General features: G+C 69.2%; 33 protein-coding genes. 19 read left to right on the forward strand and 14 right to left on the reverse strand.

Annotated elements, in window-relative coordinates:
- Positions 1 to 244 precede the first annotated feature (244 nt).
- The 3 genes from E7Y32_RS05520 (at position 245) to E7Y32_RS05530 (ending at position 4,125) form a co-directional block, all read left to right on the forward strand.
- Positions 245 to 1,672 carry an amino acid permease gene (locus E7Y32_RS05520; RefSeq protein ID WP_261382546.1) on the forward strand — a complete coding sequence of 476 codons (1,428 nt, stop codon included), beginning with the start codon at positions 245 to 247 and terminating at the stop codon, positions 1,670 to 1,672.
- 187 nt (positions 1,673 to 1,859) lie between these two features.
- Positions 1,860 to 2,765, forward strand: a complete 906-nt coding sequence (locus E7Y32_RS05525) for an intradiol ring-cleavage dioxygenase (protein WP_146336248.1) — start codon at positions 1,860 to 1,862, stop codon at positions 2,763 to 2,765.
- 22 nt (positions 2,766 to 2,787) lie between these two features.
- Positions 2,788 to 4,125, forward strand: a complete 1,338-nt coding sequence (locus E7Y32_RS05530) for a M18 family aminopeptidase (protein ID WP_146336249.1) — start codon at positions 2,788 to 2,790, stop codon at positions 4,123 to 4,125.
- Here the strand turns inward: E7Y32_RS05530 and E7Y32_RS05535 are convergent.
- Positions 4,122 to 4,808 carry a DUF1345 domain-containing protein gene (locus tag E7Y32_RS05535; protein WP_261382547.1) on the reverse strand — a complete coding sequence of 229 codons (687 nt, stop codon included), beginning with the start codon at positions 4,806 to 4,808 and terminating at the stop codon, positions 4,122 to 4,124. The two genes, E7Y32_RS05530 and E7Y32_RS05535, sit on opposite strands and share 4 nt — an antisense overlap.
- 250 nt (positions 4,809 to 5,058) lie before the next feature.
- Here E7Y32_RS05535 and rpsF point away from each other — a divergent pair, with 250 nt between their 5' ends.
- The 4 genes from rpsF (at position 5,059) to rplI (ending at position 6,825) form a co-directional block, all read left to right on the forward strand.
- A complete protein-coding gene (gene rpsF / locus E7Y32_RS05540) occupies positions 5,059 to 5,364 on the forward strand; it encodes a 30S ribosomal protein S6 (protein ID WP_056736825.1) in 306 nt (101 codons plus the stop codon).
- A 53-nt stretch (positions 5,365 to 5,417) separates the two neighbouring features.
- A complete protein-coding gene (locus E7Y32_RS05545) occupies positions 5,418 to 5,990 on the forward strand; it encodes a single-stranded DNA-binding protein (protein WP_146336250.1) in 573 nt (190 codons plus the stop codon).
- A 125-nt stretch (positions 5,991 to 6,115) separates the two neighbouring features.
- Positions 6,116 to 6,355, forward strand: coding sequence for a 30S ribosomal protein S18 (gene rpsR / locus E7Y32_RS05550; RefSeq protein ID WP_003800144.1), 240 nt, complete (start codon positions 6,116 to 6,118; stop codon positions 6,353 to 6,355).
- 17 nt (positions 6,356 to 6,372) lie between these two features.
- A complete protein-coding gene (gene rplI / locus E7Y32_RS05555) occupies positions 6,373 to 6,825 on the forward strand; it encodes a 50S ribosomal protein L9 (protein WP_056736830.1) in 453 nt (150 codons plus the stop codon).
- A gap of 100 nt (positions 6,826 to 6,925) precedes the next feature.
- Here rplI and E7Y32_RS05560 read toward each other — a convergent pair whose 3' ends face one another.
- Entirely contained in the window at positions 6,926 to 7,348 is a 423-nt protein-coding gene (locus E7Y32_RS05560) for a DUF1801 domain-containing protein (RefSeq protein WP_146336251.1), read from the reverse strand.
- Positions 7,349 to 7,426: 78 nt separating this feature from the next.
- Between E7Y32_RS05560 and E7Y32_RS05565 the strand changes: the two genes are divergently transcribed.
- The 3 genes from E7Y32_RS05565 (at position 7,427) to E7Y32_RS05575 (ending at position 9,449) form a co-directional block, all read left to right on the forward strand.
- On the forward strand, positions 7,427 to 8,284 hold the full coding sequence (locus E7Y32_RS05565; protein WP_186467051.1) for a PhzF family phenazine biosynthesis protein: 858 nt from the start codon (positions 7,427 to 7,429) through the stop codon (positions 8,282 to 8,284).
- Between the two features lie 103 nt (positions 8,285 to 8,387).
- Positions 8,388 to 9,014, forward strand: coding sequence for an FMN reductase (locus E7Y32_RS05570; protein WP_146336252.1), 627 nt, complete (start codon positions 8,388 to 8,390; stop codon positions 9,012 to 9,014).
- 75 nt (positions 9,015 to 9,089) lie between these two features.
- On the forward strand, positions 9,090 to 9,449 hold the full coding sequence (locus tag E7Y32_RS05575; protein ID WP_146336253.1) for a zf-TFIIB domain-containing protein: 360 nt from the start codon (positions 9,090 to 9,092) through the stop codon (positions 9,447 to 9,449).
- A 22-nt stretch (positions 9,450 to 9,471) separates the two neighbouring features.
- Here the strand turns inward: E7Y32_RS05575 and E7Y32_RS05580 are convergent, their stop codons facing one another.
- Positions 9,472 to 10,047: a hypothetical protein gene (locus tag E7Y32_RS05580; RefSeq protein ID WP_146336254.1), complete on the reverse strand. Its 576-nt coding sequence runs from the start codon at positions 10,045 to 10,047 to the stop codon at positions 9,472 to 9,474.
- 3 nt (positions 10,048 to 10,050) lie between these two features.
- Entirely contained in the window at positions 10,051 to 10,518 is a 468-nt protein-coding gene (locus E7Y32_RS05585; RefSeq protein ID WP_186467052.1) for a hypothetical protein, read from the reverse strand.
- Positions 10,519 to 11,166: 648 nt separating this feature from the next.
- On the opposite strand from E7Y32_RS05585, the gene dnaB reads away from it, so the two are divergent.
- The gene (gene dnaB / locus E7Y32_RS05590; RefSeq protein WP_146336256.1) at positions 11,167 to 12,549 is read left to right on the forward strand and encodes a replicative DNA helicase; all 1,383 of its coding nucleotides are present in this window, start codon (positions 11,167 to 11,169) and stop codon (positions 12,547 to 12,549) included.
- On the opposite strand, the gene E7Y32_RS05595 is transcribed toward dnaB, so the two are convergent.
- Together E7Y32_RS05595 and E7Y32_RS05600 are read right to left on the reverse strand one after the other, a co-directional pair.
- A complete protein-coding gene (locus E7Y32_RS05595) occupies positions 12,546 to 13,505 on the reverse strand; it encodes an acyl-CoA thioesterase (RefSeq protein ID WP_146336257.1) in 960 nt (319 codons plus the stop codon). The genes dnaB and E7Y32_RS05595 overlap by 4 nt on opposite strands.
- A 185-nt stretch (positions 13,506 to 13,690) precedes the next feature.
- Positions 13,691 to 14,125, reverse strand: coding sequence for a DoxX family protein (locus E7Y32_RS05600; RefSeq protein WP_146336258.1), 435 nt, complete (start codon positions 14,123 to 14,125; stop codon positions 13,691 to 13,693).
- Between the two features lie 150 nt (positions 14,126 to 14,275).
- Here E7Y32_RS05600 and E7Y32_RS05605 point away from each other — a divergent pair, with 150 nt between their 5' ends.
- The 3 genes from E7Y32_RS05605 to E7Y32_RS05615 all read left to right on the forward strand — a co-directional run bounded on the left by E7Y32_RS05605 (position 14,276) and on the right by E7Y32_RS05615 (position 16,736).
- The gene (locus E7Y32_RS05605) at positions 14,276 to 15,628 is read left to right on the forward strand and encodes an MATE family efflux transporter (RefSeq protein ID WP_146336259.1); all 1,353 of its coding nucleotides are present in this window, start codon (positions 14,276 to 14,278) and stop codon (positions 15,626 to 15,628) included.
- Positions 15,629 to 15,706: 78 nt separating this feature from the next.
- Entirely contained in the window at positions 15,707 to 16,300 is a 594-nt protein-coding gene (locus E7Y32_RS05610) for a hypothetical protein (protein WP_146336260.1), read from the forward strand.
- 85 nt (positions 16,301 to 16,385) lie between these two features.
- Entirely contained in the window at positions 16,386 to 16,736 is a 351-nt protein-coding gene (locus E7Y32_RS05615) for a hypothetical protein (protein WP_146336261.1), read from the forward strand.
- Here E7Y32_RS05615 and E7Y32_RS05620 read toward each other — a convergent pair.
- A complete protein-coding gene (locus E7Y32_RS05620; RefSeq protein WP_146336262.1) occupies positions 16,733 to 17,275 on the reverse strand; it encodes an ABATE domain-containing protein in 543 nt (180 codons plus the stop codon). The two genes, E7Y32_RS05615 and E7Y32_RS05620, sit on opposite strands and share 4 nt — an antisense overlap.
- A gap of 177 nt (positions 17,276 to 17,452) precedes the next feature.
- Here E7Y32_RS05620 and E7Y32_RS05625 point away from each other — a divergent pair, with 177 nt between their 5' ends.
- Complete coding sequence (locus E7Y32_RS05625) at positions 17,453 to 18,403, forward strand: DMT family transporter (RefSeq protein ID WP_146338264.1); 951 nt, start codon at positions 17,453 to 17,455, stop codon at positions 18,401 to 18,403.
- A 54-nt stretch (positions 18,404 to 18,457) separates the two neighbouring features.
- Here the strand turns inward: E7Y32_RS05625 and E7Y32_RS05630 are convergent, their stop codons facing one another.
- The 6 genes from E7Y32_RS05630 to E7Y32_RS05655 form a co-directional block, all read right to left on the reverse strand.
- Positions 18,458 to 18,724 carry a hypothetical protein gene (locus E7Y32_RS05630; protein ID WP_146336263.1) on the reverse strand — a complete coding sequence of 89 codons (267 nt, stop codon included), beginning with the start codon at positions 18,722 to 18,724 and terminating at the stop codon, positions 18,458 to 18,460.
- Positions 18,725 to 18,860: 136 nt separating this feature from the next.
- On the reverse strand, positions 18,861 to 21,128 hold the full coding sequence (locus E7Y32_RS05635; RefSeq protein WP_146336264.1) for a cation-translocating P-type ATPase: 2,268 nt from the start codon (positions 21,126 to 21,128) through the stop codon (positions 18,861 to 18,863).
- A 52-nt stretch (positions 21,129 to 21,180) separates the two neighbouring features.
- Complete coding sequence (locus E7Y32_RS05640) at positions 21,181 to 21,411, reverse strand: heavy-metal-associated domain-containing protein (protein WP_146336265.1); 231 nt, start codon at positions 21,409 to 21,411, stop codon at positions 21,181 to 21,183.
- 64 nt (positions 21,412 to 21,475) lie between these two features.
- Positions 21,476 to 21,823: a metal-sensitive transcriptional regulator gene (locus tag E7Y32_RS05645; RefSeq protein WP_146336266.1), complete on the reverse strand. Its 348-nt coding sequence runs from the start codon at positions 21,821 to 21,823 to the stop codon at positions 21,476 to 21,478.
- 206 nt (positions 21,824 to 22,029) lie between these two features.
- On the reverse strand, positions 22,030 to 22,185 hold the full coding sequence (locus E7Y32_RS05650; protein ID WP_261382549.1) for a hypothetical protein: 156 nt from the start codon (positions 22,183 to 22,185) through the stop codon (positions 22,030 to 22,032).
- Positions 22,186 to 22,244: 59 nt separating this feature from the next.
- On the reverse strand, positions 22,245 to 22,754 hold the full coding sequence (locus E7Y32_RS05655) for a universal stress protein (RefSeq protein ID WP_146336267.1): 510 nt from the start codon (positions 22,752 to 22,754) through the stop codon (positions 22,245 to 22,247).
- A 112-nt stretch (positions 22,755 to 22,866) separates the two neighbouring features.
- Between E7Y32_RS05655 and E7Y32_RS05660 the strand changes: the two genes are divergently transcribed.
- From E7Y32_RS05660 to E7Y32_RS05670, 3 genes are read left to right on the forward strand one after another with little or no spacing between them, the layout of a single operon-like run.
- The gene (locus E7Y32_RS05660) at positions 22,867 to 23,067 is read left to right on the forward strand and encodes a hypothetical protein (RefSeq protein WP_146336268.1); all 201 of its coding nucleotides are present in this window, start codon (positions 22,867 to 22,869) and stop codon (positions 23,065 to 23,067) included.
- Positions 23,068 to 23,117: 50 nt separating this feature from the next.
- Entirely contained in the window at positions 23,118 to 24,269 is a 1,152-nt protein-coding gene (locus E7Y32_RS05665) for a sialidase family protein (RefSeq protein WP_146336269.1), read from the forward strand.
- 9 nt (positions 24,270 to 24,278) lie between these two features.
- A complete protein-coding gene (locus E7Y32_RS05670; protein WP_146336270.1) occupies positions 24,279 to 24,566 on the forward strand; it encodes a MoaD/ThiS family protein in 288 nt (95 codons plus the stop codon).
- Positions 24,567 to 24,570: 4 nt separating this feature from the next.
- Here the strand turns inward: E7Y32_RS05670 and E7Y32_RS05675 are convergent, their stop codons facing one another.
- On the reverse strand, positions 24,571 to 24,807 hold the full coding sequence (locus E7Y32_RS05675) for a hypothetical protein (protein WP_146336271.1): 237 nt from the start codon (positions 24,805 to 24,807) through the stop codon (positions 24,571 to 24,573).
- 198 nt (positions 24,808 to 25,005) lie between these two features.
- On the opposite strand from E7Y32_RS05675, the gene E7Y32_RS05680 reads away from it, so the two are divergent.
- Positions 25,006 to 26,097, forward strand: coding sequence for an ATP-dependent DNA ligase (locus E7Y32_RS05680; RefSeq protein ID WP_146336272.1), 1,092 nt, complete (start codon positions 25,006 to 25,008; stop codon positions 26,095 to 26,097).
- Positions 26,098 to 26,218: the final 121 nt, after the last annotated feature.

A 26,218-nucleotide genomic window follows, 5' to 3' on the forward strand; every position in this document is an offset into this window, starting at 1 on the left:
GGGTAGGCAGAACAGTGGTTTCCGGCACATTTCAGAATTGCCCGTGAGGCAACAGGTTTTGCCACTCGGGCCCTCCCACTGGAGATTCGCCCCAAAACAGGCGGCGTAATCTGTGGGCCTGCACAGAACATGGCCGTTCTTTTGCCGTCTAGGGTGAAACGACATTGTGGTCCGCCGCACATCCGGCCCCGGCTCCGCCGGGCACGGAGCGCGGGCCGACACCACCAACGAAGGACGGCGCTTCATGCAGGCTGACCAGCAACTCTCCAAATCCCTGAAACCCCGGCATCTGTCCATGATCGCCATTGCCGGCGTGATCGGCGCCGGGCTCTTCGTCGGCTCCGGCGCGGCCATCCAGCAGGCCGGCCCGGGCATCCTCGTCGCCTACCTGGCCGCAGGCCTCGTGGTCATCCTGGTTATGCGGATGCTCGGCGAAATGGCGGCGGCGAACCCGGAAACCGGCTCGTTCTCGACCTACGCCGACAAGGCGCTGGGCCGCTGGGCCGGCTTCAGCATCGGCTGGCTCTACGCCTGGTTCTGGATCATCGTGCTCGGCATCGAGGCCACGGCGGGAGCGGCCATCATGCACCGCTGGGTCCCCGGCATCGACCAGTGGGTCTGGGCCTTGATCCTCATGGTGCTCCTGACCCTGACCAACCTCGGGTCGGTGAAGTCCTACGGCGAGTTCGAGTTCTGGTTCGCCTCCATCAAGGTCGCCGCGATTGTGCTGTTCCTGCTCTTCGGCGCCGCCGCCATCCTCGGCCTGATCCCCGGCGTCCCGGCCCCCGGCCTGGACAACCTGACCGGCAAGGGCGGCTTTATGCCCAACGGCCCCGGCGCCGTGCTGGCCGGCATCCTGGTGGTCGTCTTCTCCTTCTTCGGCGCCGAAATCGCCACCATTGCCGCCGGCGAATCCGAGAACCCGGTCGACGCCGTCAAAAAGGCCGTCAAGTCCACGGTCTGGCGCATCCTGGTGTTCTACATCGGCTCGATCGCCATCGTGGTGACCCTGCTGCCGTGGAACTCGGCCTCCGTGGCGAAGAGCCCCTACGTCGCCGTCATCGAACTCTTCGGCATCCCCGGCGCCGGAACCATCATGGACATCGTGGTGCTGACCTCCGTGCTCTCGTGCCTCAACTCGGGCCTCTACACCGCCAGCCGCATGCTGTTCTCGCTCTCCCGCCGCGGAGACGCGCCCCGGTCCTGGATGCGGATCTCCAAGCGCGGTGTCCCGGCCGGCGCCGTGCTCGCCTCCACCGTGGTGGGCTTTATCACCGTTGGCCTGAACTACATTGCCCCGGACACCGTCTTCCTCTTCCTGGTCAACACCTCCGGGGCCATCGCCCTGTTCGTCTGGCTGGTCATTTCCGTTTCCCAGCTGATCCTGCGGCGCCGCATGGGCGCTACCGCCCGGGAGCTGGAGCTGAAGATGTGGCTCTTCCCGTACCTGACCTGGGTCGCGATCATCAGCATCGTCGCGCTGCTGGTGGGCATGGTGGTGCTCGAATCCACCCGGGAATCGCTGCTGCTCTCCCTCGCCCTGGCCGCCGTCGTGGTCGGAATCGGGCTGTGGCGCTACCGCAAGCACGGCGCCGCCACTGCGGAGCCCCAGGGCCAGCTGGCCGAGGCCCCCAGCGAGCAAGCCGCCGCCGGCGTCGGGTCGGCGTTGTAGCCCTCCCGGACTCGCCCCACCACCGGACATGCCCAACGCCGGCGGCCGCGGATGGACATATTGCCCATATGTCCATCGGCGGACGCCGCGGCAGGGCATGTCCGATGGTCTGCGGCCACACTGCGGCCACAGGGCGGCCACAGCGACGCCCTAGCCACGGCACAGCCCGGCGCGGTTGCATGGGGGCATGGACACCCCGCCCCCGCACACACCGCACCCCAACCATGACCGCGGCCTGGAATTCGACCTCGGCACGCTGATGAGCCGCCGCTCGCTGGGCATGTTCCTCGGCGCAGGCACCGCCGCGGCCCTCGCCGCCTGCACCCCCGGCGGCTCCTCCTCCGGCGCCACGCCGTCCGCCGCCACAACCTCTGCCGCCACGACGGCGGGTCCGACGGCGGCGGCCTCCGGCGCGGCGGCCACCGCCTCCGCCTCTCCCACCCTGACCCGCGCCATCGCCGAATGCGGCGTTGAAATTCCAGAGGAAACGGCCGGGCCGTTCCCTGGCGACGGCTCCAACGGACCCAACGCCCTGGCCGCCTCCGGGGTGGTCCGCAAAGACATCACGGCCAGCTTCGGGACCTCCTCCACCAAGGCCGACGGCGTGCCGCTGACCGTCACGCTCACCCTGCTCGACAACGCCCAGGGCTGCGCCCCGCTGGCCGGCGCCGCCGTCTACGCCTGGCACTGCGACAAGGACGGAAAGTACTCGATGTACGACGCCGGGCTGAAGAACGAGAACTATCTCCGCGGCGTCCAAGAAGCGGATGCGAACGGGCAGGTTACCTTCACCACCATCTTCCCGGGCGCCTACAGTGGCCGCTGGCCGCACATCCACTTCGAAGTCTTCGAATCCATGGGCAACGCCACCTCCGCCGGAAAGATCCTCGCCGTCTCGCAGATCGCCCTCACGGATGCCGCCTGCAGGGACGTCTACGCCTCGGCCGGCTACGAGTCCAGTGCCCGGAACTTCCCGAGGACCACGCTCAAATCGGACAACGTGTTCGGCAACGACGGCGGGATCTACCAGCTGGCCACCATGGCCGGTTCGGCCGCCGGAGGGTACACGGCAGGACTCAACGTCACCGTGTAGGGGCGGCGCTAGACTCGGAGCCATGCCTTCCTCCAGCACTGCCGCAGACCACATCCAGGACCTCGGCGCGTACGTCAGCGCGTCGCCGTCGAGCTTCCACGCCGTCCACGAAGCCGCCCGGCGGCTGGATGAGGCGGGGTTCACTGGCCTCGACGAGCTGCAGCCGTGGGACGGCAACGGCGACGGTGCCGGCGCCGGCAAGTTCTACGTGATCCGCGACGGCGCCCTCATCGCGTGGGTGACGCCGCAGGGTGCCGGACCCGCCACCGGCTTCAACATCCTCGGTGCGCACACCGACTCGCCCTCCTTCAAACTCAAGCCCAAGGCCACCACCGGCAAGTTCGGCTGGCTGCAGGCCGGCGTCGAGGTCTACGGCGGGCCGCTGCTGAACTCCTGGCTGGACCGCGAACTGCAGCTCGCCGGGCGGCTGGTCATGCTGGACGGCACCGAGCACCTCACCGCCACCGGGCCGCTGCTGCGCTTCCCCCAGCTGGCCATCCACCTGGACCGCGCCGTGAACGATGGTCTGGCCCTGGACAAGCAGCAGCACATGAACCCGGTCTTCGGCCTCGGCGACCCCGCCGGCGCGGACCTCCTGGGCCTGCTCGCGGACCGGGTTGCCGGCGCCGACGTCGACGCGGCGCAGATCGGCGGCTACGACATCGTCATTGCCGACACCCAGGCCCCGGCCGTGTTCGGGGCGCACGGGGAGTTCTTCGCGTCGGGCCGGCTGGACAACCTTTCCGCCACGCACGCCGGGCTCACCGCGCTCATCGCGCACGCCTCCGCCCCGGTGCCGCCGGACGGCCCGATCGCCGTGCTCGCCGCGTTCGACCACGAGGAAATCGGCTCCGCCTCCCGCTCCGGGGCCTGCGGGCCGGTCCTCGAGGACATCCTGATCCGCATCTCCGACGGCCTCGGCGCCACGGCGAGCCAGCGCCGGCAGGCGTTCGCGGCGTCGTTCTGCGTCTCCGCCGACGCCGGGCACGCCGTGCACCCCAACTACCCGGAGCGCCACGATCCGGCCAACCGGCCCGTCCTCAACGGCGGGCCGCTGCTGAAGATCAACGCGAACCAGCGCTACGCCACGGACGCGGCCGGCGCGGCTTTCTGGGCCGGGCTCTGCGCCGGCGCCGGGATCCCGTACCAGGAGTTCGTCTCCAACAACGTGATGCCCTGCGGCTCGACGATCGGCCCGCTGACCGCCACCCGGCTCGGGATCCGGACGGTCGACGCCGGCGTGCCCCTGCTGTCGATGCACTCGGCCCGCGAGCTGTGCGGCGTCGAGGACCCGCACCGGCTCGCTGCGGTGACCGAACTGTTCTTCCGTACCGCCCCCCAGCCCGGCCGGAACAGCTAGGAGCCGGCGAGGCCGATCACGAGGTTGACCGTGGCCGCCAGGATGACCGTGCCAAACACATAGGACAGCAGGCTGTGCTTGAGGGCCTCGGCCCGGATCGCGTGGTTCCTCAGGGCGGTGTCCGAGACCTGGTAGGTCATGCCCAGGCTCGTGGCGAGGTAGGCGAAATCGGTGTACTGGGGCGGACCGTCCTGGTTGAAGTCGATGCCGCCCACCTCCGCGCCGGCTCGCGGTTCGGTGCTGTAGTACAGCCCGGCGTAGCGCACGGTGAAGAGCGTCTGGACCAGCATCCAGGACAGCGCGACCGACGCCAGCGCCAGCAAACCGCCGGCCAGGCGGGAACCGCCGTTGTTGCTGTGCGCATCCACGACGACAGCGGCCACGGCCGCCAGGCTGGCGACGTTGGCCGCCAGGATCAAGAGGTCGGTGGTGCTGCGGGACGGATCCTCAGCGGTGGCATGAGCCTCGGTGCCCGCGGCGTCCAGCGGGCCGATCACGATCCAGACCCACAGCACATAGATCAGTGCCGCGCTGCTCCAGCCGATTGCGGGCGCCTCCACCCAGTAGCCGCTGATCCCGGAGGCGACGGCGGCGAGCAGGCCGGCCAGCACCATCACGGCGAAGCGCAGCCGGCTGCGGTGGACAGGGGACGCCGTGGAACGGGAGGGCGAACCAGTGCTCATGCCCCGATCATTGCATACGCACCCGTGAGGTTATCCACATGCCGGGCGGGGCGCTTCCGGCGCGGGCGCCGCGGGGTCTACGGTGGCGGGACAAGAAATCGCCGAAACCCGCCCGGATGCACTAAGCTATTGAAGTCTGTGCTGCGCCCTGCCTCCGTTCCGGGGGCGATGTGCCGCACCGGTAACCGCAAATGAACCTCCTGTTACGGAAATGCCGTAACCGCTTAGCCCAAAGGAGGTGGGTTCACATATGCGTCCTTACGAATTGATGGTAATCATCGACCCCGAGGTCGAAGAGCGTACCGTTGAGCCGTCGCTTCAGAAGTTCCTGAACGTCATCACCAACGATGGTGGAACCATCGAAAAGGTTGACATCTGGGGCCGTCGTCGACTGGCTTACGAAATCCAGAAGAAGTCCGAAGGTATCTACGCCGTGGTGAACTTCACCGCTGAGCCGGCTACCGCCAAGGAACTTGACCGCCAGCTGAGTCTCAATGAGACCATCATGCGCACCAAGATCACCCGCCCCGAAGAGCAGAAGGTTGTTGCTGAGTAATCAGCTCCACCCCTCAATCTTTAACCCCGCAGGAACGAACAAGGAGGCAGTAGATGGCAGGCGAAACCACTATTACGGTCATCGGTAATCTCACCAATGACCCCGAACTGAGGTTCACACCGTCAGGTTCGGCAGTAGCGAACTTCACCATCGCGTCTACTCCGCGCACCTTCGACCGCCAGTCCAACGAGTGGAAGGACGGGGAAACCCTGTTCCTCCGCGCGTCGGTGTGGCGCGAGGCAGCCGAAAACGTCGCCGAGTCCCTCACCAAGGGCATGCGCGTGATCGTTTCCGGCCGCCTGAAGAGCCGTTCCTACGAAACCAAGGAAGGCGAGAAGCGCACCGTTATCGAGCTTGAGGTCGACGAGATCGGCCCCAGCCTGCGCTACGCCAACGCCAAGGTCAACCGCACCCAGCGCTCCGGCGGTCAGGGTGGCCAGGGCGGCTTCGGCGGCGGCAACAGCGGCGGTTTCGGTGGCAACTCTGGTGGAAACCAGGGCGGCAACTCCGGCGGAAGCTGGGGCGGCAACCAGCCCGCGCAGCAGGACGATCCCTGGGCCACGCCCGGGGTCAGCAATGCAGGCGGCGGCTGGGGCAACGGCCCTGATTCCGAACCTCCCTTCTAAACAACATCTAAGGTCCGACGTCGGGACCTGCGAGGCTGCCGCCCGGCAGCCGCGCGACGACCGCCGCGGACCACCACCATCCCGTGGATCAATATCCACGGGCTCCCTAGAATAGGAGCTCCACGATGGCTAAGGCTGAACTCCGTAAGCCCAAACCAAAGTCCAACCCCTTGAAGGCCGCTGACATCACTGTCATCGACTACAAGGACGTAGCATTGCTGCGCAAGTTCATCTCCGACCGCGGAAAGATCCGCGCCCGTCGCGTCACTGGCGTCACGGTGCAGGAACAGCGCAAGATCGCCCAGGCAATCAAGAACGCCCGCGAAGTTGCTCTGCTGCCTTACTCCGGCGCTGGCCGCGGCTAAGGAAGGGATTAACTAACATGGCAAAGCTCATTCTGACCCACGAAGTAACCGGTCTCGGTGCTGCTGGCGACGTTGTCGAGGTCAAGGACGGTTACGCACGTAACTACCTGCTGCCCCGCAACTTCGCCCTGACCTGGTCCAAGGGTGGCGAGAAGCAGGTTGAGTCCATCAAGGCTGCCCGTGCCGCCCGCGAGCACGCTTCCCTGGAAGACGCTCAGAAGCAGGCCGCTGCACTGCAGGCCAAGCCGGTCAAGCTCGTTGTCAAGGCTGGCGAGACCGGACGCCTGTTCGGCACCGTCAAGCAGGGCGACGTGGCCGACGCTGTTGAGGCCGCCGGCCTCGGCCGCATCGACAAGCGCAAGGTTGAACTGCCGGCTCACATCAAGTCGACCGGTTCCTACCAGGCCAACGTCCGTCTGCACGACGACGTTTCCGCTGTGATCGAGCTCGACGTAGTCGCAGGCAAGTAGCCCTCACCGGCTGCAGCCCTGAACTGCTGGAAGGCCCCCGCCTCCGGACCCCGCTAAGGGACCGGACGCGGGGGCCGTCCGCTTTAACTCCAACGAGGACTCAGCCGTGGTGCAGCTCGGTGGTGACGTGCCGGTAGCCGCGCCGGATCAGTTCGGCGAGCACGGCCTCATCGACGTCGTCGAGCTTGTTAACGTACAGGCAGCCGGCGCCGGTCTTGTGCTTGCCGAGGCTGTTGAGCAGTTCGGCGGCCTCCGGCCCGTACGTGAGGCCGTAGAGCGAGAGGCTGGATTTCCTGGGGGAGAACCCGACGGCAGCGGCGTCGCCCTCCCTGCCGCTGGCGTACTTGTAGTGGTAGCGGCCGAATCCCACAATTGTTGGACCCCACATTCGCGCCGGCTGTCCCGTGATGTCGGACATCAGGGCCAGCAGGCGTAATCCGTCTTTGCGCCGCACCGGGTGTTCGACGGCGGCGAGGAACTCCTCCACGGACGCGCCCGTTGCCTGCGTTTTGTTTTCTGCCATGGGGGCAGTCTCGCAGACAGGGTCCGTGCTGTCAGCCGCAGCCGCCGCCCCAGCCGCCGCCGGTGATAGCCTGCTGCGGTGAACGCCACGCCCGCAGCGCCCCGCCTCCGCCCCTTCGCCCAGGTGGACGTGTTCACCGATGTGCCCTACCGGGGGAACCCGCTGGCGGTCGTCGTCGACGCCGGGGGCCTCGACGGCGGGACCATGCAGCAGTTCGCCAACTGGACCAACCTCTCCGAGACGACCTTTCTGCTGCCGCCCACGCAGCCGGAGGCCGACTACCGGGTGCGGATCTTCACCGGCAGTGAGGAATTTCCCTTTGCCGGCCACCCCACCCTTGGCTCGGCGCACGCCTGGCTCGAAGCCGGCGGCGTCCCCCGGTGTGACGGCATCCTGGTCCAGGAATGCGTGGCCGGGCTGGTCAGGGTAAAGCGCGACGGCGCCCGGCTGGCCTTCGCGGCCCCGCCGCTGACCCGGACGGGTGCCGTGGCGGAGGAGGATCTGGTCCGTATCGCCGCCGGCCTCGGGCTGCCCCGGGAAGCGCTGCTGGACGCCACCTGGCTCGTCAACGGCCCGCAATGGATCGGCGTGCTGCTGGAGTCCGCCGGGCAGGTGCTGGCCATCAGGCCGGACTACGCGGCGATGGAGGGGCTCAAGGTGGGGGTGATCGGCCCGCACCCGGCAGGGTCCGCCGTCGATTTTGAGGTGCGCACCTTCATCCCCGGGGACGCGGCCGCGGAGGATCCCGTCACCGGCAGCTTCAACGCCGGGGCGGCGCAGTGGCTGATCGGCAGCGGACGCGCCCCCGGGTCGTACCTCGCGGCGCAGGGAACGGTGCTGGGCCGGGCCGGCCGGGTCCACGTCGAGGCGCTGGGGGACGACATCTGGGTCGGGGGCAGCTCGGTCAGTTGCATCGAGGGGTTCGTCCTGCTCTGACCGGGCCGGCGGCGGGAATAAACGGGTTGTCCCGCCGCTTGTACGGATAGATGCAAACGCATGTAGTGGCCTTGCTGATCTGGATCCAAACTAGGAGCACACCGTGGAAACCCGCCGTATCACCGTTCTCTCCGCCGGACTCGGCGTCCCCTCGTCGTCCCGCCTGCTGGCGGACCAGCTGGCGGCCGCAGCCGAACGCCGGCTGGCCGGCGCGGGCTACGCCGTAACGGTCGACGTCGTCGAACTGCGGGACCTGGCGGTCGAAATTGCCAATAACTTCGTGACCGGCTACGCCGCGCCGCGCCTCGCCGAGGTGATTGCCGGCGTCGAGGCGTCCGACGGCATCATTGCCGTCAGCCCCGTGTTCAGCGCTTCCTACAGCGGTCTCTTCAAGTCGTTCATCGACGTGCTGGACCCGAAGTCCCTTGAGGGCAAGGCGGTGCTGCTGGGCGCTACCGGCGGCACCGACCGGCACCAGATGGTCCTGGACTACGCGATGCGCCCGCTGTTCAGCTACCTCCGGACCCGGACCGCGGCCACCGGCGTTTTCGCCGGCCCGCAGGACTGGGGAACCACCGGCGACGGCGGATCGCCGCTTTCGGTGCGGATCGACCGCGCCGCAGGGGAGTTCGCCGGCCTGCTCGACGGCGCCCAGCCGCGGCCGCGCCAGGCTGCGCTGGAGTCCTTGCCGTTCGAGCAGCTCCTCGCGGGGATCTCCGGGGGCAACTAGCCGGACCCCCTCCGGGCCGGCCCGCCTGACCGGGCCGGCCTGAACTTATTCGGCGGCCGGTTCGTTGTGCGGGACATGAAATGTCCTGTGGATTCCGTAGACCTAGTGATGAGCGAACGAAGCGGCGTGGAGATCGACTACTGCCCGCAGTGCCGCGGCGTGTGGCTGGACCGCGGCGAGCTCGACAAGATCATCGACCGTGCGGCAGAGGGACTTGCCCCGTCCGCCCCGGCCGCTCCCGCCCCGGCGCCGACCCCCCCGGGGCACATTCCGCCGCCGCTCTACAACCTGGACCCGCGCCGGGATGACCGCCGCCCGGACGACCGGCGCTACGACGAGCGCCGCGACCGGCCACGGTATGACCAGCCGCGCTACGACGACCGCCGCCGGCCCAAGAAAAAGGAAGGCTGGCTCGGGGACCTGTTCGACTTCTAGCCGCGGCCTGTCGCCGTAACGGTCATTCCTCGAGCAGGGCGATGAACTCGCGTGCCTGCTTAAGGGAGATGTCCGAATGCCGGGTCAGCGCGGCCGCCGCACCCTCGGTGTCCCCGCTCCTGGCCAGTGTGCGGATGCGGCCGTAGATCTCGTCGTTGAGCATGTTGCTGCTGACCTCGCGGGTGACCTCGCCCTTGCTGGCGATGGCCCGGTACCGGTAGGGGAAGCGCTGCGGCGCGTCCTCGTCGTCGTCGTGCGCGGGCTGCTGGGGCGCCTCGCGGGGCCGGTACGGCTGCGGGTGGGCGGCCAGGGCACCCACCGCATCGCGGGAGGCGCGCAGGCCCTCGCCGGTGGCTTCCAGGTAGAGCTTGATGGCCGCCATGGCCTGGCCCTGGGCAATGAGGGCGTACAACCGGCGGTGCTGCTCCTGGTCCAGCTTCGCCGCGGCCGTGCGGGCGAGCTCCGCCGAATTGCGGATGGGCTTCGGGGACTCGTCCGGCCGGGCGGCCGGGCGGCGGCGCCCGAGGGCGCGTGCGGCCAGTACGACGGCGACGCCCGCGAGCACGAGGATCAGGAGGGGGACGAGCAAGGCTTCCATGGACTACAGCCGATCTATGTAATTCTTGGCGGTCAAGAGGTCTGAGTGGGTGGCCTGGCGCAGCAGCCTGATCGCCTGCAGCTTGTGCCCGGAGCGGGCCAGGGACTGCAACTGCAGGGTGAACTGGGGGCTGAGTTGGCCGCCGGGCAGCACGGCACCCGGGTGCCCGGTCCGGCCCGCGTCGTTGAAGGAGCCTGCGCGTGCATCGAGGGCCGCGCGGGCGTGCTCCTGCTGCTGCGAGTGCTGCTGTTCGTTCTGGCTGGGGCGGGTTGAAGCGTCCACCCGTGCGCGCGCGGCCAGGGCGGCCTTCACCTGGGCCTCATAGTGGGCCCGGGACCGCATGGCCAGTTCCAGCTGATAACGCTCGGCGTCGGACATGCCCAGGTTGCGGGGCCTCAGCGCCGCGGCAACTGCCCACAGGATGCCCGCGAGGATGAGGGCAGGCAGTATGACTATCAAGACGTCGCCCATGGCCACAGCTTATGCCAGTTAGCAGTTATCCACAGCACATTCCGTGTTTCGCATACGAGCCCCCGTCAGGGAGGTCACTTCCGCGCCCGTGCGGTGACAAACATCACAAAGTTCGCATATTCGGGGCCTTTTGTGGCCCGGTCGCGCGGGCGGTATCCCCAGCCGCCCGGTGCCGGCTGTGGATGAAGCGGGGCAGAACTTCTTTTTCGTCCACAAGGGATAACGAGTGTTTCCGCAGGTCAGCAGCTAATTCGGTGGAAAAGAATTCTTCTATCCACAGGGCTTCCCACAGGCTGTGCACAAGCAGGGGCCACTAGTCCACAACTTATCCACAGGGTTGCCGTCAAGCCGGGTTGGAGCCGGCCCGATCGGGGGCTAACGTTGCGGGTGTCCAGCCGCGGAGGCGCGGCAGACCGGCCCGCAGCGCTACCCCGGTCTATCGGCTGAAGCGTCCGGCGGAGTCGGATCGGCGCCGGAGCTGGGGCAGCACAAACTGTCGGTGCGGGCTGATACGAATTAACCGGCGGGTACCTGCGGACGCGTGGCACCTTGGGCCATAACCCAGGCGCCGCTGCCGGCAACACACCACATGGCTTATCCGCCGGCGGGGAACGCCACCCCGCCGGAACACAATGAAGGACGGCAGTTTTGTCAGTTACGCATCTGGACACGGTCGAGGGCACCCGGGGGGCCGAAGGCAGCCGCAAGCCGCCGCAGGACATCCCCGCCGAGCAGTCCGTGCTGGGCGGCATGATGTTGTCCAAGGATGCCATCGCGGACGTTGTGGAGATCCTGCGCGGCCAGGACTTCTACCGCCCGGCGCACGAGACCATCTACGAGGCCATCATCGACCTCTACGGCCGCGGCGAGCCCGCCGATGCCGTCACCGTCTCCGACGAGCTGACCAAGCGCGGCGAAATCAACCGCATCGGCGGGCCCGCCTACCTCCACGAGCTGATCCAGACCGTCCCCACCGCGGCCAACGCCGGCTACTACGCCGAGATTGTGGCCGAACGCGCCGTCCTCCGCCGCCTGGTCAACGCCGGCACCAAAATCGTCCAGCTGGGGTACGGCCAGGACGGCGAGGTGGAGGATCTGGTCAACCAGGCCCAGGCCGAGGTCTACGCCGTGGCCGAGCGCCGCACCGCCGAGGACTACGTGGTGCTCAAGGACGTGATGGAATCCACGGTCGATGAGATCGAGGCGTCCGGGCACCGGGGCGAGGGCATGGTGGGCGTCCCCACCGGCTTCTATGAACTCGACGAACTGACCCACGGCCTGCACCCGGGCCAGATGATCGTGATCGCCGCGCGCCCCGCCGTCGGCAAGTCCACCTTCGCCCTGGACTTCGCCCGCTCCGCGGCCATCAAGAACAACCTGGCCACCGTGATGTTCTCCCTGGAAATGGGCCGGAACGAGATCGCCATGCGCCTGCTCTCCGCGGAGGCCACCATCGGCCTGCAGGACCTGCGCAAGGGCACTATCAAGGACGAACAGTGGTCCAAGATCGCGACCACCATGGGCCGGATGAACGACGCCCCTCTGTTCATCGATGACAGCCCCAACATGTCCCTGATGGAAATCCGCGCCAAGTGCCGCCGGCTGAAGCAGCAGCACGACCTCAAACTCGTCATCCTCGACTACCTGCAGCTGATGAGCTCGGGCAAGAAAGTCGAATCCCGCCAGCAGGAAGTCTCGGAGTTCTCTCGAGCCCTGAAGCTGCTCGCCAAGGAACTCCAGGTGCCGGTGATCGCGCTGTCGCAGCTGAACCGTGGCTCGGAGCAGCGCCAGGACAAGCGCCCCATGGTCTCGGACCTCCGCGAGTCCGGCTCGATCGAGCAGGACGCCGACATGGTCATCCTGCTGCACCGCGAGGACGTCTACGACAAGGAGTCCCCGCGCGCCGGCGAAGCGGACATCCTGATCGCCAAACACCGTAACGGCCCCACCAAGGACATTGTGGTGGCCTTCCAGGGCCACTACTCCCGGTTCGCGAACATGGCAGGCGACGCCGGCGGGGGAGGCTTCTAGAGCAGGTGGTTGGGCAGCCGGTTTCCGGGCGCCCGGCCCCGGATTTCGAGCAGTTCACGGGCGTGGGCGTGCAGCCGCTTGTCCTCCCCGGACACCGGAACCCACTGCGGGATCGGCACGGAGGTGCCGCTCGCGTCCCGGGCCACCATCACGGTCAGGCAGTACGTGGTGAGGTTCAGTTCGTGGCCCTTGGGGTCCCCGGAACGGACATGGACGGCAATGTGCATGCCCTTCGTTCCGGTGTAGACCAGCCGGGCCTCCACCTCCACGAGGTGGCCGATCAGCAGCGGGCGGTAAAACCGCACGCCGCCGGAGAAGACCGCCACCGTGTCCTTGCCGCAGTAGCGCGAGGCGCAGACGTAGGCGGCTTCGTCGATCCACTTCATCACGATGCCGCCGTGGACCTTGCCGCCCCAGTTCACATCTGTGGGGGCGGCCATAAACCGCAGCGTGACGCGTTCGGCGGTCCCGGCGTCGGTGTATTCCTGCCCGCTCATGGCCTGGACGATGTCTTCACGGACCTTGATCCGTGCCAGGGCGTGGTCGCGCTGCTCGATTTCCGCCGGTGTGGACGGTTCAAACTGCGGAACCGGGATCGGCTTGCCGTCCTCGCCCACCGCCACGAAGATCACCATGCACTGGCTGCGCATGGTGGCCGGTCCGCCCTTGGGGTCGCCGGAGGAGACCACCGTCCGGATGTGCATCGAGGACCGGCCGGTGTAGACGATGGTGGCCGTGACTTCCACCATGTCGCCGCTGTTGACCGGATCCGCGAAGTGGATGTTGCCCACATACGCGGTCACGCAGTAGGCCTTCGCCCAGCCGACGGCGGCGGCATACGCGGCCTTGTCCACCCACTCCAGCACCGTCCCGGCGTCCACCGAGCCGCTGTGGCCGACGTCCGTGGGGGCGGCGAGGAAGCGCAGGGTGACGGCGTTGGCGGAAGTCTCACTCATGGAAGTGAGTGTACTGACCGGCCGCCCCGCCGCCCGCGGCCCGCTGACACAATCGCGGCGCCGGCTGCCATACAAGGCCTCACTACAAGGCCGCCACACAGGGCCCCCACACGGACGACGGAGACGACGGCGGGCGGCCACCGTGGGGTGACCGCCCGCCGTCGGACGTGCTGGGGGAGCCGCTGCTAGGCCAGGGCGCTGAGCCGGGAGCCGCTGCGGCCGAAGAGGGCCTTGTCCACGGAGACTTTGCCGGCGCCGACCAGGGCCACGGCCAATGCCGCGGCGGCCAGGATCAGCACCAGTTCGTAGCCGCCCGCGGCGGCGAATATTCCGGCCGGGGCATGTACCAGGAACAGGGCGCCCAGCATGTCCACGGCGAGCAGGACGCCGAAGACGCGGGTCAGCACGCCGAGGATCAGGGCGACGCCGCCGACGAGCTCGAGGGCGGCGACTACCGGGGCGACAAGGTTCGCGGCCGGGACACCCATCTGGGCAAAGGCGGCCTGGGTGCCGGCAATGGTGAATTCGTTGAATTTCTGCCAACCGTGGGCGGCGAAGAGGAAGCCGGTGACGATGCGCAGGACCGTGCGGGCGAGGGTGGTGAGTGTGGGCTGGTTCATGGCATACCGTTCTGGGATCTGGAAGGCGGCGGCACAGCCTCCCTTTTACTTGAAGATTCAAGTTATATTCTTCAGGGACATAGTTGAAATGTCAAGTAAAACGACGCCCGGCGACGTCCGCGGCCCGCGCGGGACCGCTAGGGTGGTTTCGTGCCCGCGTCAGCCCCGAGTCCCGTCACTCTTCCGCCCCCGGCCCGCCGGCGGGAAATCCTGCGCCTTGCCGTCCCCGCCTTCGGGGCCCTCGTCGCCGAGCCGCTGTTCCTGCTGGCGGACTCCGCCATTGTGGGGCACCTGGGGGTCGCCCAGCTCGCCGGCGTGGGACTGGCCTCGGCAGTGCTCCACACCGCGGTGGGGCTGATGGTTTTCTTGGCCTATTCCACAACGCCGGCGGTGGCGCGGGCCGTCGGCAACGGGCAGCTGCCCCGGGCGCTGGCGGCCGGCCGCGACGGCGTCTGGCTCGCGCTGCTGCTGGGGCTTGTCCTGGCCGCCGCCGGATTCCTGGCCGCCGAACCGCTGCTGGACCTGATGGGCGCCCGCGGCGAGGTGCGCACCTTCGCCGTGGACTACCTGCGCTTCTCCATGCCCGGCCTGGCCGCGATGCTGCTGGTCTTTGCCGGCACCGGCGTGCTGCGGGGCCTGCAGGACACCCGGACCCCACTGGCCGTGGCCGCGGCCGGCTTCACTGCCAACATCGTGCTGAACCTTGTCCTGGTCTACGGGCTGCAGCTCTCGGTGGCCGGTTCGGCGCTGGGCACCAGCATCGCCCAGTGGGCTATGGCGCTGGCCTATGTGGTGATGGTCCAGCGCAACGCGCGCACCCACGGGGTGTCCCTGCGCCCGGACTGGCGCGGCATCCGGGCGCTGGCCAGGGTGGGCTCCTGGCTGATGCTGCGGACGCTGAGCCTGCGGGTTGCCATCCTGGCCACCGTGCTGGTGGCCACCGCGCAGGGCCCGGCCAACCTGGCTGCGCACCAGCTGGCGATGACCATCTTCACCTTCCTCGCATTCGCCCTCGACGCCCTCGCCATTGCGGCCCAGGCCCTCATCGGCAAGGAACTCGGGGCCTCCCGCGCGGCCGCCGCCCGGGAGCTGACCGGAACCATGGTCCGCTGGGGCCTCGGTTTCGGGGCGCTGACCGGGGTCCTGCTCGCCGCCGCCGCGCCGTGGGCAGGGGTGTTGTTCACCCCCGACGACGGCGTCCGGTCCACCCTCACGCTCGCCCTGTGGGTCCTGGCCGCGGGCCAGCCGCTCGCCGGCTACGTGTTTGTCCTGGACGGGGTGCTGATCGGCGCCGGCGATGCGCGGTATCTGGCGATCGCCGGCGTCGTGAATCTGGCCGTCTACCTGCCGCTGCTGCTGGCGGTCCGGCTTTTTGCCCCCGACGGCGCGACGGCGCTGGCCTGGCTCTGGGCGGCCTTCTCGCTCGGCTACATGCTGGCCCGTGCGCTCACGCTGGGGCTGCGGGCCCGCACCGACCGGTGGATGCGGCTCGGCGCACACTGACGCGGCCTCGGCGCGGCAGACCGAGCCGCCCGCGGCAGGCCGGTGCGGCCGGGATCCGGCACCCCCTAAACTGGACGGGTGACTCTCCCCGTATCGCCCCGCACCGCCACAGCCCTGACCGCCGCCGCAGACCTGTGGAAACCCGTGCTGGTCCGGGCCGCCGTCGCGCTGGCGTTCGGCGCCGTTACGGTGTTCTGGGCGGCCCCCTCCGTCGACGGAATGGGCTGGACGGGCGGCCTTTACCTGCTGGCCACCGGGGTCGTGCTGATCTGGAGCGTCAAAAAGACCGGCCTGCCGCACGGAGCGGCCGCCGCCAAGACCCTCGCCGCCGCCGGCGCCGTGCTCACCGGGACCGGCGCCGCCGTCGGGCTGCTCCCCGGAAGCCTTGTCTTCGGCACGGTCGGCGCCCTCGGCCTGAGTCTCGCCGGGGCCGCGGAACTTTACCTCGGCCTGGCCACCCGCGGCCGTTCCGTGCTGGCGCGCGACTGGATCGCCTCCGGCGTGATCGGCCTCGGCACCGCGGTGGCGCTGCCCTTCTTCATCGACCTCGGCCCGCACGCGCTGCTGGGCGTTGCCGGCGGCGGCGCGATCATTGGCGGCGTGCTGTGGACCCTGGCGGGGCTGACCCTGCGGCATGATGCGCGGGGCGATTCCGCGGAGGCCGTAAACTAGAGGGGACAGGTTCTACCCTGCGTAGAACAACCGCGGTATCACGACTGCCACGCCTGCCCGGCGCTGGCGGCAGGAGGAAAGCACCTTGGCAGAGCAGAAATCAGGAGAACGCCGCAGCCTGCGGACCTCGGTCAAGGGACCGCTGATGTTCTCCGCGTTCTGGGCAGTGCTGGCCTTTGTCGCCGTCCTGATCTTCGCCTCCGGTGGCAGCGCCAGGGCCCCCCGTTTCGACCTGGCCTTCACCGGCGCGGGCATCGCCTTCATCGTCACACTCGTGATCGCCGCCATGCTCTCGATGAGCTACAAAGACAACGCCGAGCACCTCGGGAAGGGCTCCGGGGTGAACCTGAGCTCGAAGCGGCCGGGCTCCTCGCACGGCGGCCCCGGCACGCAGCCGGCCCCCGACGCCGACGACGCCGGCGGCGAACTCCGCTAGGACGCAGCCTTCCGCGCCCGGTAGGCCGCCACATGCGCGCGGTTGGCGCAGTTCCCGGTGTCGCAGTAGCGCTTGGACCGGTTCCGGCTGAGGTCCAGCACCACGGCGTCGCAGTCATCCGCCGCGCAGACCAGCATCCGGTCCATTTCCTTGCTGCGGATCACATCCACCAGGGCCATCGCGGCCTCCGTGCTCATCCGGTCGGCCAGCGGAGCCTCCGGCGTGGTCGCATGCAGGTGCCAGTCCCACTGATCGTGTTTGACCAGCTGCGGGAGCGCCCGGGCCTCACGCAGCAGCCGGTTGACGGTCTCGACGGCGGTGCCCTCGCCGGCCAGCCAGAGCGCGGACAGCTCCCCGCGCAGCCGGTGCACACTCGCCAGTTCCGCCGCGTCCCGGGTCCTCGAGCCGGTAAAGCCCTCGGACGCGAGGAAGCGGTCCAGGTCCTCAACGGTGGCCAGCTGCTCGTCACCGTTGGCGGCCGTGTTGATCAGGCCGACCACGGAGCGCAGCGCGACTTCCGTGTCAGGGGCAAAAACCATCTTGACTCCTTACGTCGGCCGGGCGTACTGTCATGACCATAACCCTACTTTACTCCTGACAGGAGGCAGCCCGTGTCTGCCGCACGCCGCCCCGCCGCGCCCCCGGACCTGAACCAGACGACCCCGCGCACCGCCAGCCTAAGTCCCGGCGGCGCACGGCCGGGCACCACGGGCTTCCTGGCCTCGGGGCTGGGCGTGGCCCTGTTCTCCTCGGCCGTGTTCGGCCTCTCCGGCTCCTTCGCAAAAGCGCTGCTGGAGACCGGCTGGACACCCGGCGCCGCGGTGACCGCGAGGCTCAGCGGGGCCGCGCTGGTCCTGGCTATCCCGGCCGCCCTCGCCCTGCGGGGCCGCTGGCACCAGCTCCGGGACAACTGGCTCACCGTGCTGCTGTTCGGCGTGATCGGCGTCGCCGCGTGCCAGCTGTTCTACTTCAACGCCGTCGCCCGGCTCTCGGTCGGCGTCGCGCTCCTGCTCGAATACCTGGCCCCCGTCATCATCGTGCTGTGGCTCTGGGCGGCCAGCCGGAAACGGCCGCGGCCGCTCACGATTGCCGGCACGCTGCTCTCGCTCGCTGGGCTGGTCCTGGTGCTGGACCTCACCGGGGCGGTGAAGATCGATCTCATCGGGGCGCTGTGGGGGATTGCGGCCGCCGTCTGCCTGGCCATCTACTTCTTCATCACGGCCAAGGAGAATGACACGCTCCCGCCGATCGTGCTGGCCTCCGGCGGGCTGATGGTGGGCGCTCTCGTGATGTGGCTGGCCGCGGCCACCGGGCTGCTGCCGATGGCCGCCAGCACGGCCGACACCCGGCTTGGCCCCTGGGTCACGCCCTGGTGGGTGGCGCTGGGCGGCCTGGTGGTCCTGGCCACCGTCCTCGCCTACGTCTCCGGCATTGTGGCCGCGCGGGCGCTGGGGTCCAAGGTGGCGTCCTTCGTCTCGCTGACCGAGGTGCTCTTCGCCGTGATCTGGGCCTGGCTGCTCCTGGGCGAACTTCCCGGCCCGGTCCAGCTCCTGGGCGGTGCGCTGATCGTCGGCGGGGTAGTGCTGGTCCGGCTGGACGAACTGCGGCGCCCGGCCGCGCTGCCGGCGGAACTGGACCACGCCAACGACGTCGAGCCCGTCCCTTAAACGCAACGGCCCGGACGCGAGGTGCGTCCGGGCCGTCCGTGCGAGCTCCTGGGCCTAGCGGGAAGAAGCGCTCTCCTGGTCGGCGGCGTTGCGCGTGGCCTGCTGGCCCGCTTGCTGCAGGGCCTGGGAAACCCGGGTCAGGGCCGCGGTGTGCTCGCCGTTCCACTCGTTGCGGAACTTCTCCGCGTCCGGGCCCTTCCAGTCGGTTCCGGCCAGGACCTTGGTCAGCAGCGACTTCTGGTTGGCGATCTCCTGCGAACCGGCCTGCAGCTTCGACCCAAGAGTCTTGAGCTGAGCAACGTCTGCACCCCAAATAGCCATTCGAAAAATCTCCTTAGTTCACCGGACCCGAACCCTGTCGGCGTCCCCAGCGGCCCCCGGCTGCTCCGGAAGATCCATTGCCAAGAACCTACCCTGCCGCGCAAAACACTGTCGATGGGCAGCCCTGCCCATCAGGCTACTTGCCGAAGCTGCGCAGCCGCAGCGAGTTGGCCACCACCAGCACGGAGCTCGCCGCCATCGCCGCGCCCGCAATCATCGGGTTGAGCAGGCCAAGCGCGGCCACCGGGATGCCGACAGCGTTGTAGAAGAAGGCCCAGAACAAGTTGGTTTTGATCGTTGCCAGGGTTCGGCGGGACAGTTCGATAGCCTGCCCGACCTGTCCCAGCTCGTTGCCCATCACGGTCAGGTCAGCGGCCTCGATAGCGACGTCCGTGCCGGAGCCCATGGCGATCCCCAGATCCGCCTGCGCCAGGGCCGCGGCGTCGTTGACGCCGTCGCCGGCCATCGCCACGGTGGCCCCTGCGGCCTGCAGGGCCCGTACCGCGTCCACCTTGCCCTCCGGCAGCACCCCCGCGAAGACGTCCTCGGCCGGGATGCCGACGGCGGCGGCAACCTGGCCCGCCACCGCGGCGTTGTCGCCGGTCAGCAGGATGGGCCGCAGCCCCAGTTCGCGGAGCCGCGCGATGGCCGCCGCGGAGCCGGGCTTCAGCGTGTCCCGGAGGCTGATGATGCCGGCCGGTTCCCCGTCCACGGCCACCCAGACGGCGGTGGCTCCGGCGTCCTCCGCGGCGGCCAGAGCGGCCTGCTGCGGGCCGGAGACGGCGACGCCGTTCTCCTTCAACCAGCCGGACCGGCCCACCGTGACGAGGCGGCCGTCCACACTGCCGCGGACACCGCCGCCCGGCGCGGAGTGGAAGCCGGTGACGGCGGGCAGCTCGGCGGCGCCGCCGTCGCTCTGCCGGCTGGCAGCGAGTGCCGCCGCCGCGATGGCCCGGGCGACGGGATGCTCGGAGGCGGCCTCCGCCGCGCCGGCAAGCCGCAGGACGTCGCTTTCGCTAAAGGGGGCGAAGGCGCGGGTGCCGTCCACGGCGAGGTGGCCGGTGGTGACGGTGCCGGTCTTGTCCAGCAGGATGGTGTCCACGGTGCGGGTGTCCTCGAGCACCTGCGGGCCCTTGATCAGGATGCCCATCTGTGCTCCGCGGCCGGTCCCGGTGAGCAGGCCGACCGGGGTGGCCAGACCGAGCGCGCACGGGCAGGCGATGACCAGCACGGCGACGGCGGCGGTGAAAGCGGCGCGGAGCTCGGCGTCGTTGACGGCTGGACCGGCCGCGAGCAGCCAGGCGCCGAAGGTGGCCACGGCGATGGCGAGGACCACGGGGACGAAGACGGCGCTGATCCTGTCCGCCAGCCGGGCGATCGGCGCCTTCCCGGACTGCGCCTGGGAGACCAGCCGGCCCATCTGGGCGAGGGTGGTGTCTGCGCCCACCCGGGTGGCACGGACCAGGATCCGCCCGGAGGTGTTGATCGTGGCGCCGGTGACCGGGCTGTCCGGCCCGACCTCCACCGGCACCGATTCCCCGGTGACGAGCGAGGCGTCCACGGCGGACGTACCCTCGACCACCATCCCGTCGGTGGCGATCTTCTCGCCGGGCCGCACGACCAGGACGTCCCCGACCCGGAGCTTGTCCGCGGGCACCTTGAACTCCAGGCCGTCCCGCAGCACGGCCGCGTCCTTGGCGCCCAGGTCCAGCAGGGCCTTGAGCGCGTCGCCGGCCTTCTGTTTGGCGTTGGCCTCCAGGTAGCGGCCTAACAGCAGGAAGGTGGTGACGACGGAGGCGACCTCGAAGTACAGTCCGCCGGAGCCCATGCCTTCCATGCCCGGGTGCTCGGTGAGGCGGGGATCGGCCAGCAGCTGCCACGCCGAGAAAGCGTAGGCGGCCGTGACTCCGAGTGAGACGAGCGTGTCCATGGTGGAGGACAGGTGCCGGGCGTTCACGGCGGCGGCCCGGTGGAACGGCCACGCCGCCCAGCTGACCACGGGCAACGCCAGGGCACCGGCCACCCAGCCCCAGTTCGGGAACTGGAAGGCCGGGAACATCGAGATTAGGAACACCGGGACGGTCAGGACGGCCGCGGCCGCCAGCCGGGGCCCCAGCGCCGTCGCCGGGCTCGCGGCCGGCGCTTCGGCTGCCGCGTCCCGTGGAGTCTTGAGGGTGGCCTTGTAGCCGGCCGCGTTCACGGTGGCGGTGATTTGCTCGTCCGTGATGCCCGCCGGAACGGTGACCCGGGCGGACTCCAGCGGCAGGTTGACCGAGGCGGTGACGCCGTCGAGCTTTCCGAGCTTGCGTTCGACCCGGCCCACACAGGAGGCGCAGGTCATGCCCTCGATGTCGAGTTCAATCACCCGGCTCCCGGGCTGGTCCAGCAGTTGCGCGTTGCTCACGGTATGTCCCCCTTCGGTCCTGCTCGGTAAGAAGTGCTGCCCGGCGGCGGGCTCAGGCCTCGTTCGCGACCACCAGGTAGCCGGCTTCGGCGACCGCTTCGCCGATCTCGGCGGGCGAGAGCGGCTTGTCCGAGGTGATCGTCACGGTGGAGACGCCGCCGGCGTTCAGGTCGACGTCGACGCTTTCGACGCCGGCCAGCGCCTCGAGTTCCTCGGAGACGGAGGACACGCAGTGCCCGCAGGTCATGCCGGATACCTCAACGGTGGTGGAAACGGTGCTCATGGCTTGCTCCTTGGTGGGGGCCTGGGGGTTGCCCAGCCCGATGGTGTGGTGAGTGGTGTTGCCGCTACCGCAGCAGGCGCCCGATGGCATCGGTGGCCTCCTTCACTTTGAAGTCGATGGCTTCAGCCCGAAGTTCCGGATCCGGCTCCGCGGCCGCACCGACCACGCAGTGGCCGATGTGCTCTTCCACCAGCCCGAGGCTGACGGCGTGCAGGGCCTTGGTGACCGCGGCGACCTGGGTCAGGATGTCGATGCAGTACTTGTCCTCATCGACCATCCGGGCGATGCCGCGGACCTGGCCCTCGATCCGTTTGAGCCGCTTGAGGTAGGCATCCTTGTTGGCGGAGTAGCCGTGCTGCTGGGACTCGGTGTCGTCCAGGGCGGCCGTGGCGGAGGCTTCGGACTCGTTCATGTCCTCAACATATACCCCCTAGGGGTATCTGGCAAGTACCCTCCGGGGGTATCACGGACGGTCCCGGAAATTAAAGAGCTCCGGAGTGCGTTATTGGGGGATACGCACTCCGGAGCAGCTATGGGGTAGGGGGTTTTCCACCTACGAATTAAACCTTACTTGGCGGTAGCGACGATGCGCCAGCACCTCGAATAACTACTTTCGCTTTATTTTCCCGTGCCCGGCCTGGACCCGGATTGCGGGGAGACCGGCCCCTCGGCGGACAGCTGGGCGGCGTGGAAATCGAAGTGGTCAACCGGGTAGGCGTAGACGTCGGCCAGCGACATCCTGGCGCGGAAAAACGGATCCCAGCGCTCGGTCAAAGCGGCCGGAGCTGTCAAAGGCTCCGGAGAGTCCGGGGCGGCCTTCGGGAACGGCGGGGTCAGCTTCCACGGCGGGAGCTGCCCGGTCCGCCGGACCGGGCAGGGACGATCAGGATGGGCCGGTCCTGATGGTGGCTCAGCCAGGCGGCCACCGAGCCGTTCAGGGCGGCGGTGATCCGGTGCCCCAGCCCGGGTTCCGGGGTGCCCACCACAATCATGGCCGCGGCGGCGTCCGCCGCCAGCCGCCCGAGCGCCCGGGCCGGATCCCCCGCCAGGGTCCGCAGGCTCCATTCGACGCCGGGGCCGTCGCAGACGGCGGCAATCTCGGTCCGCAGGCGTTCCGTCTGTGCACGGATTTCCTCGTTGTCCGCCTCGGGATGCAGCGAGAGCCGGTGGGCCGAGCGGGCCGGATCCCACTCCACCAGGTAGCTGGCCTCGTCGACGAACGCGCAGACCAGCGGTGCGGCAAGGACGCGGGCCAGTTCCACGGCGGTTTCGAGCACCTCCGGCGACCGTCCGGGGAGGACACCGACGACCAGCGGTGCGTGGGGCGTGCGCTCTGCGGGCATAGCCCATTCTTGCCCCCGGCGGGGCTGCCCGGCTAGGGCCATCCTGCCCGAGGCAGCCCTTGATCGGCTCCGCCGCCGGGCCTACGGTTGAAGGACAGGGGAGGCGGGCAGCATGGACATCTATATGTGGTGGCTGGACCTGGACCTGGCCAGCAAGGAGTGGCTGCGGGAGAACCTGCGCGCTGCCGAGTTGCCGCTGCCGGTGCTGCAGGGCATCGCCGAGGCCGGCGGACCGCACCCGGACCGGGCCACCGGGGTGCTGAGCGCCGCCGACTGGGACTTCGTAGAGACCCAGTCCGAGTTCGTCGACTGACCCGGGCAAAACCATTGCGGCGGTCCGGCCGGGGTGGTTGCATGTAGGGCATGGCTACCGCAGAGAGTTACCTCCTGGCGATTGGAACCAAAAAAGGCCTGTGGCTGGCAACCAGCCCGGACCGCCAAAACTGGGCCCTGTCCGGCCCGCACTTCCTGATGAGCGAGATCCCCAGCATCGGCATCGACACCCGCGGCGGCCGGACGCGGATCCTGGTCGGGGTCCGCTCGGAGCACTGGGGCCCAACGGTGTTCCACTCCGACGACCTCGGCGACACCTGGCACGAGCCGGAAAACGGCGCCATCCGCTTCCCCGAGGGCACCGACGCCGCGCTGGAGCGGGTCTGGCAGATCCATCCCGACGCCGAGTCCCGCCCCGGCGTCGTCTGGGCCGGCTGCGAGCCGATTTCGGTCTGGAAGTCCACCGACGGCGGTGAGCACTTCGAACTCAACCGCGGCTTGTGGGACCACCCGCACCGCAGCGAATGGGGGGCCGGCTACGGCGGGGCCGCAGCCCACTCGATCGTCGTTGACCCCGGCGGCGAGAAGGTGCACGTCGCGATGAGCACCGGCGGCGTCTACCGCTCGCTCGACGGCGGTTCCTCCTGGGAGCCGCGGAACAAGGGGATCTCGGCCTACTTTATGCCCGATCCGAACCCCGAATTCGGCCAGTGCGTCCACAAGATCGCCGCGGACGCCGCCGTCGAGGGCCGCCTCTACGCCCAGAACCACCACGGCGTCTACCGCAGCGACGACGACGCCGAAAGCTGGGAGTCGATCGCCGAGGGCCTGCCGGCGGACTTCGGCTTTGTGATGCTCACGCATCCGCACCGCGCCGGCACGGCCTGGGTCATCCCGCTGAAGGCCGACGGGGAACGCATCCCGCCGGACGGCAAGCTCGCCGTGCACCGGACCGACGACGCCGGGGCGAGCTGGAAACGGCTGGATGACGGGCTGCCCGGGTTCGAGTTCAACGCTGTGCTCCGCGACGCGGCCTGCGTCGACGGGGCCGAACCCGCCGGGGTCTACTTCGGGACCCGCGGCGGCAGCGTCTACGCCAGCGCCGACGAGGGCGAACACTTCACCGAGGTGGCCTCGCACCTGCCGGACGTACTCTGTGTCCGGGCCGGGGCGCTGTCCGGCGCCCGGGTACAGGGCGGCCAAGACGAGGGCGCCCTCGCCGCGGCCGAGGTTTCCGGGTGAGGCGTCCCTTTGCCTGACATAAGTGTGGTGCTTCCCAGCGTTCTGCAGCCCCTGGCCGGCGGGCAGTCCGTCCTGACTGCGCCCGCCGACGGGGCCGTGAGCGTCCGGTGGCTGCTGGACTCGGTGGCCGCCGACTTCCCTGCGCTGTCCCGGCGGCTGCGGGACGAAACCGGTGCCGTCCGCCGCTTCGTGAATATCTACGTCAACGGGAACGAAATCCGGCGCCTGCAGGGCCTGGGCACCGAAGTGGCGCCGGGCCAGGAAGTGCTGATCATCCAGTCCGTGGCCGGCGGTTAGCCGGTCAGGCCACCCGCCAGAGGCTGCATTCGTCCGTGTTGACGGCCTTGCGGGTGCCCGACTGCCGGTCCAGGATCCAGACGACGCCGATTCCCGGTGCCGTCTCCTGCACGCAGCCGCGGCGGATCACAACGTCGTCGTAGTTCGGTCCCACCCGCAGCCGGGCCTCGATTTCATCGCCGCGGTGCAGCTGGTCAAGGGCGCGGACTCGGGTGATCTGGGCTTTGGCTTCCTTCAACATCGCTGGCCTCCTGGACTGGAGCTGGTGCCTGCTCTTGCCGGCCCTTCCAGTGTCCGGCGCCAATGTTGCCGCCGCGTTTCCGCCCGGTAAGCGCTGGGTTAGTTTTGCGGCCCGTCCCGTTGCGGAGGCTCCGGTTCCCGTCCGGCCGGGCACACCGGGGGATCGACGCGGGCGTTCCGCCGCGCCAGAATAGGGCCCATGCGACTGCCCCTGATGCCCCCGATCGCGCCGATGCTGGCGAAGGCCGTCGGCGCCCTGCCGGACGGGCCGATGAGTTTCGAGCCCAAGTGGGACGGCTTCCGCTCCATCATCTTCCGCGACGGCGACGAGGTGGAGATCGGCAGCCGCAACGGCAAACCCCTGACCCGCTACTTCCCGGAGCTGGTGGAGGCGCTGAAGCTGAACCTTCCGCCGCGCTGTGTGGTCGACGGCGAGATCGTCCTGGTGGGGGCCTCGGGGGACCGCCTCGACTTCGACGCGCTGCAGCAGCGGATCCACCCCGCCGCGAGCCGGGTTCGCCTCCTCGCTGACCAGACCCCCGCGAGCTTCGTCGCGTTCGACCTGCTGGCACTGGGCGAGGAGGATTTCACCGCCCGGCCATTCGAGGAGCGCCGCACGGCCCTCGAACGCGTGCTCGCGGACAGCTCCGCCCCGGTGCACCTGACCGCCGCGACCCTGGACCGGCACACCGCGGAACGGTGGTTCCGGCAGTTCGAGGGCGCCGGCCTGGACGGGATCGTGGCCAAGGCGCTTGCCTCCAGCTACCAGCCGGACAAGCGCACCATGTTCAAGGTCAAGCACGAACGCACCGCGGACTGTGTGCTGGCCGGTTACCGGGTGCACACCTCCGGCCCTGACCGGATCGGTTCACTGTTGCTGGGACTTTACGACGGGGAGGGCATCCTGGCCAGCGTCGGGGTGGTTGGCGCCTTCCCGATGCAGCGCCGCAAGGAACTGTTCGAGGAGCTCCAGCCGCTGGTCACCGATTTCGCCGACCACCCGTGGGCGTGGGACCGGCAGGAGGACGGCACCCGCACCCCGCGCAACGCCGAGGGCAGCCGCTGGAGCGGTGGCAAGGACCTGGGTTTCACGCCGCTGCGCCCGGAACGGGTGGTCGAAGTGAAGTATGACCATATGGAGGGTGAGCGGTTCCGGCACACCACCCAGTTCGTCCGCTGGCGGCCGGACCGGGACCCCGCCTCCTGCACCTACGCGCAGCTGGAGGAACCGGTCAGCTACGATCTGGCCGCGGTGCTGAACGCCGGCGGCCCGGCGTCCGGCGGCGGCTGAACCGCCCGCCGTCGGGCGTGCCGCCTGACGCTCCCGCCCGGTTCCTTCGCTCCCCACCCCGGCAACACGCGGAAAAGCCCGGCGTGTTCCTTGAACACACCGGGCTTTTCCCAAAGTAACC

The organism is Arthrobacter sp. UKPF54-2, from assembly GCF_007858535.1.
GTDB lineage: Bacteria > Actinomycetota > Actinomycetes > Actinomycetales > Micrococcaceae > Arthrobacter.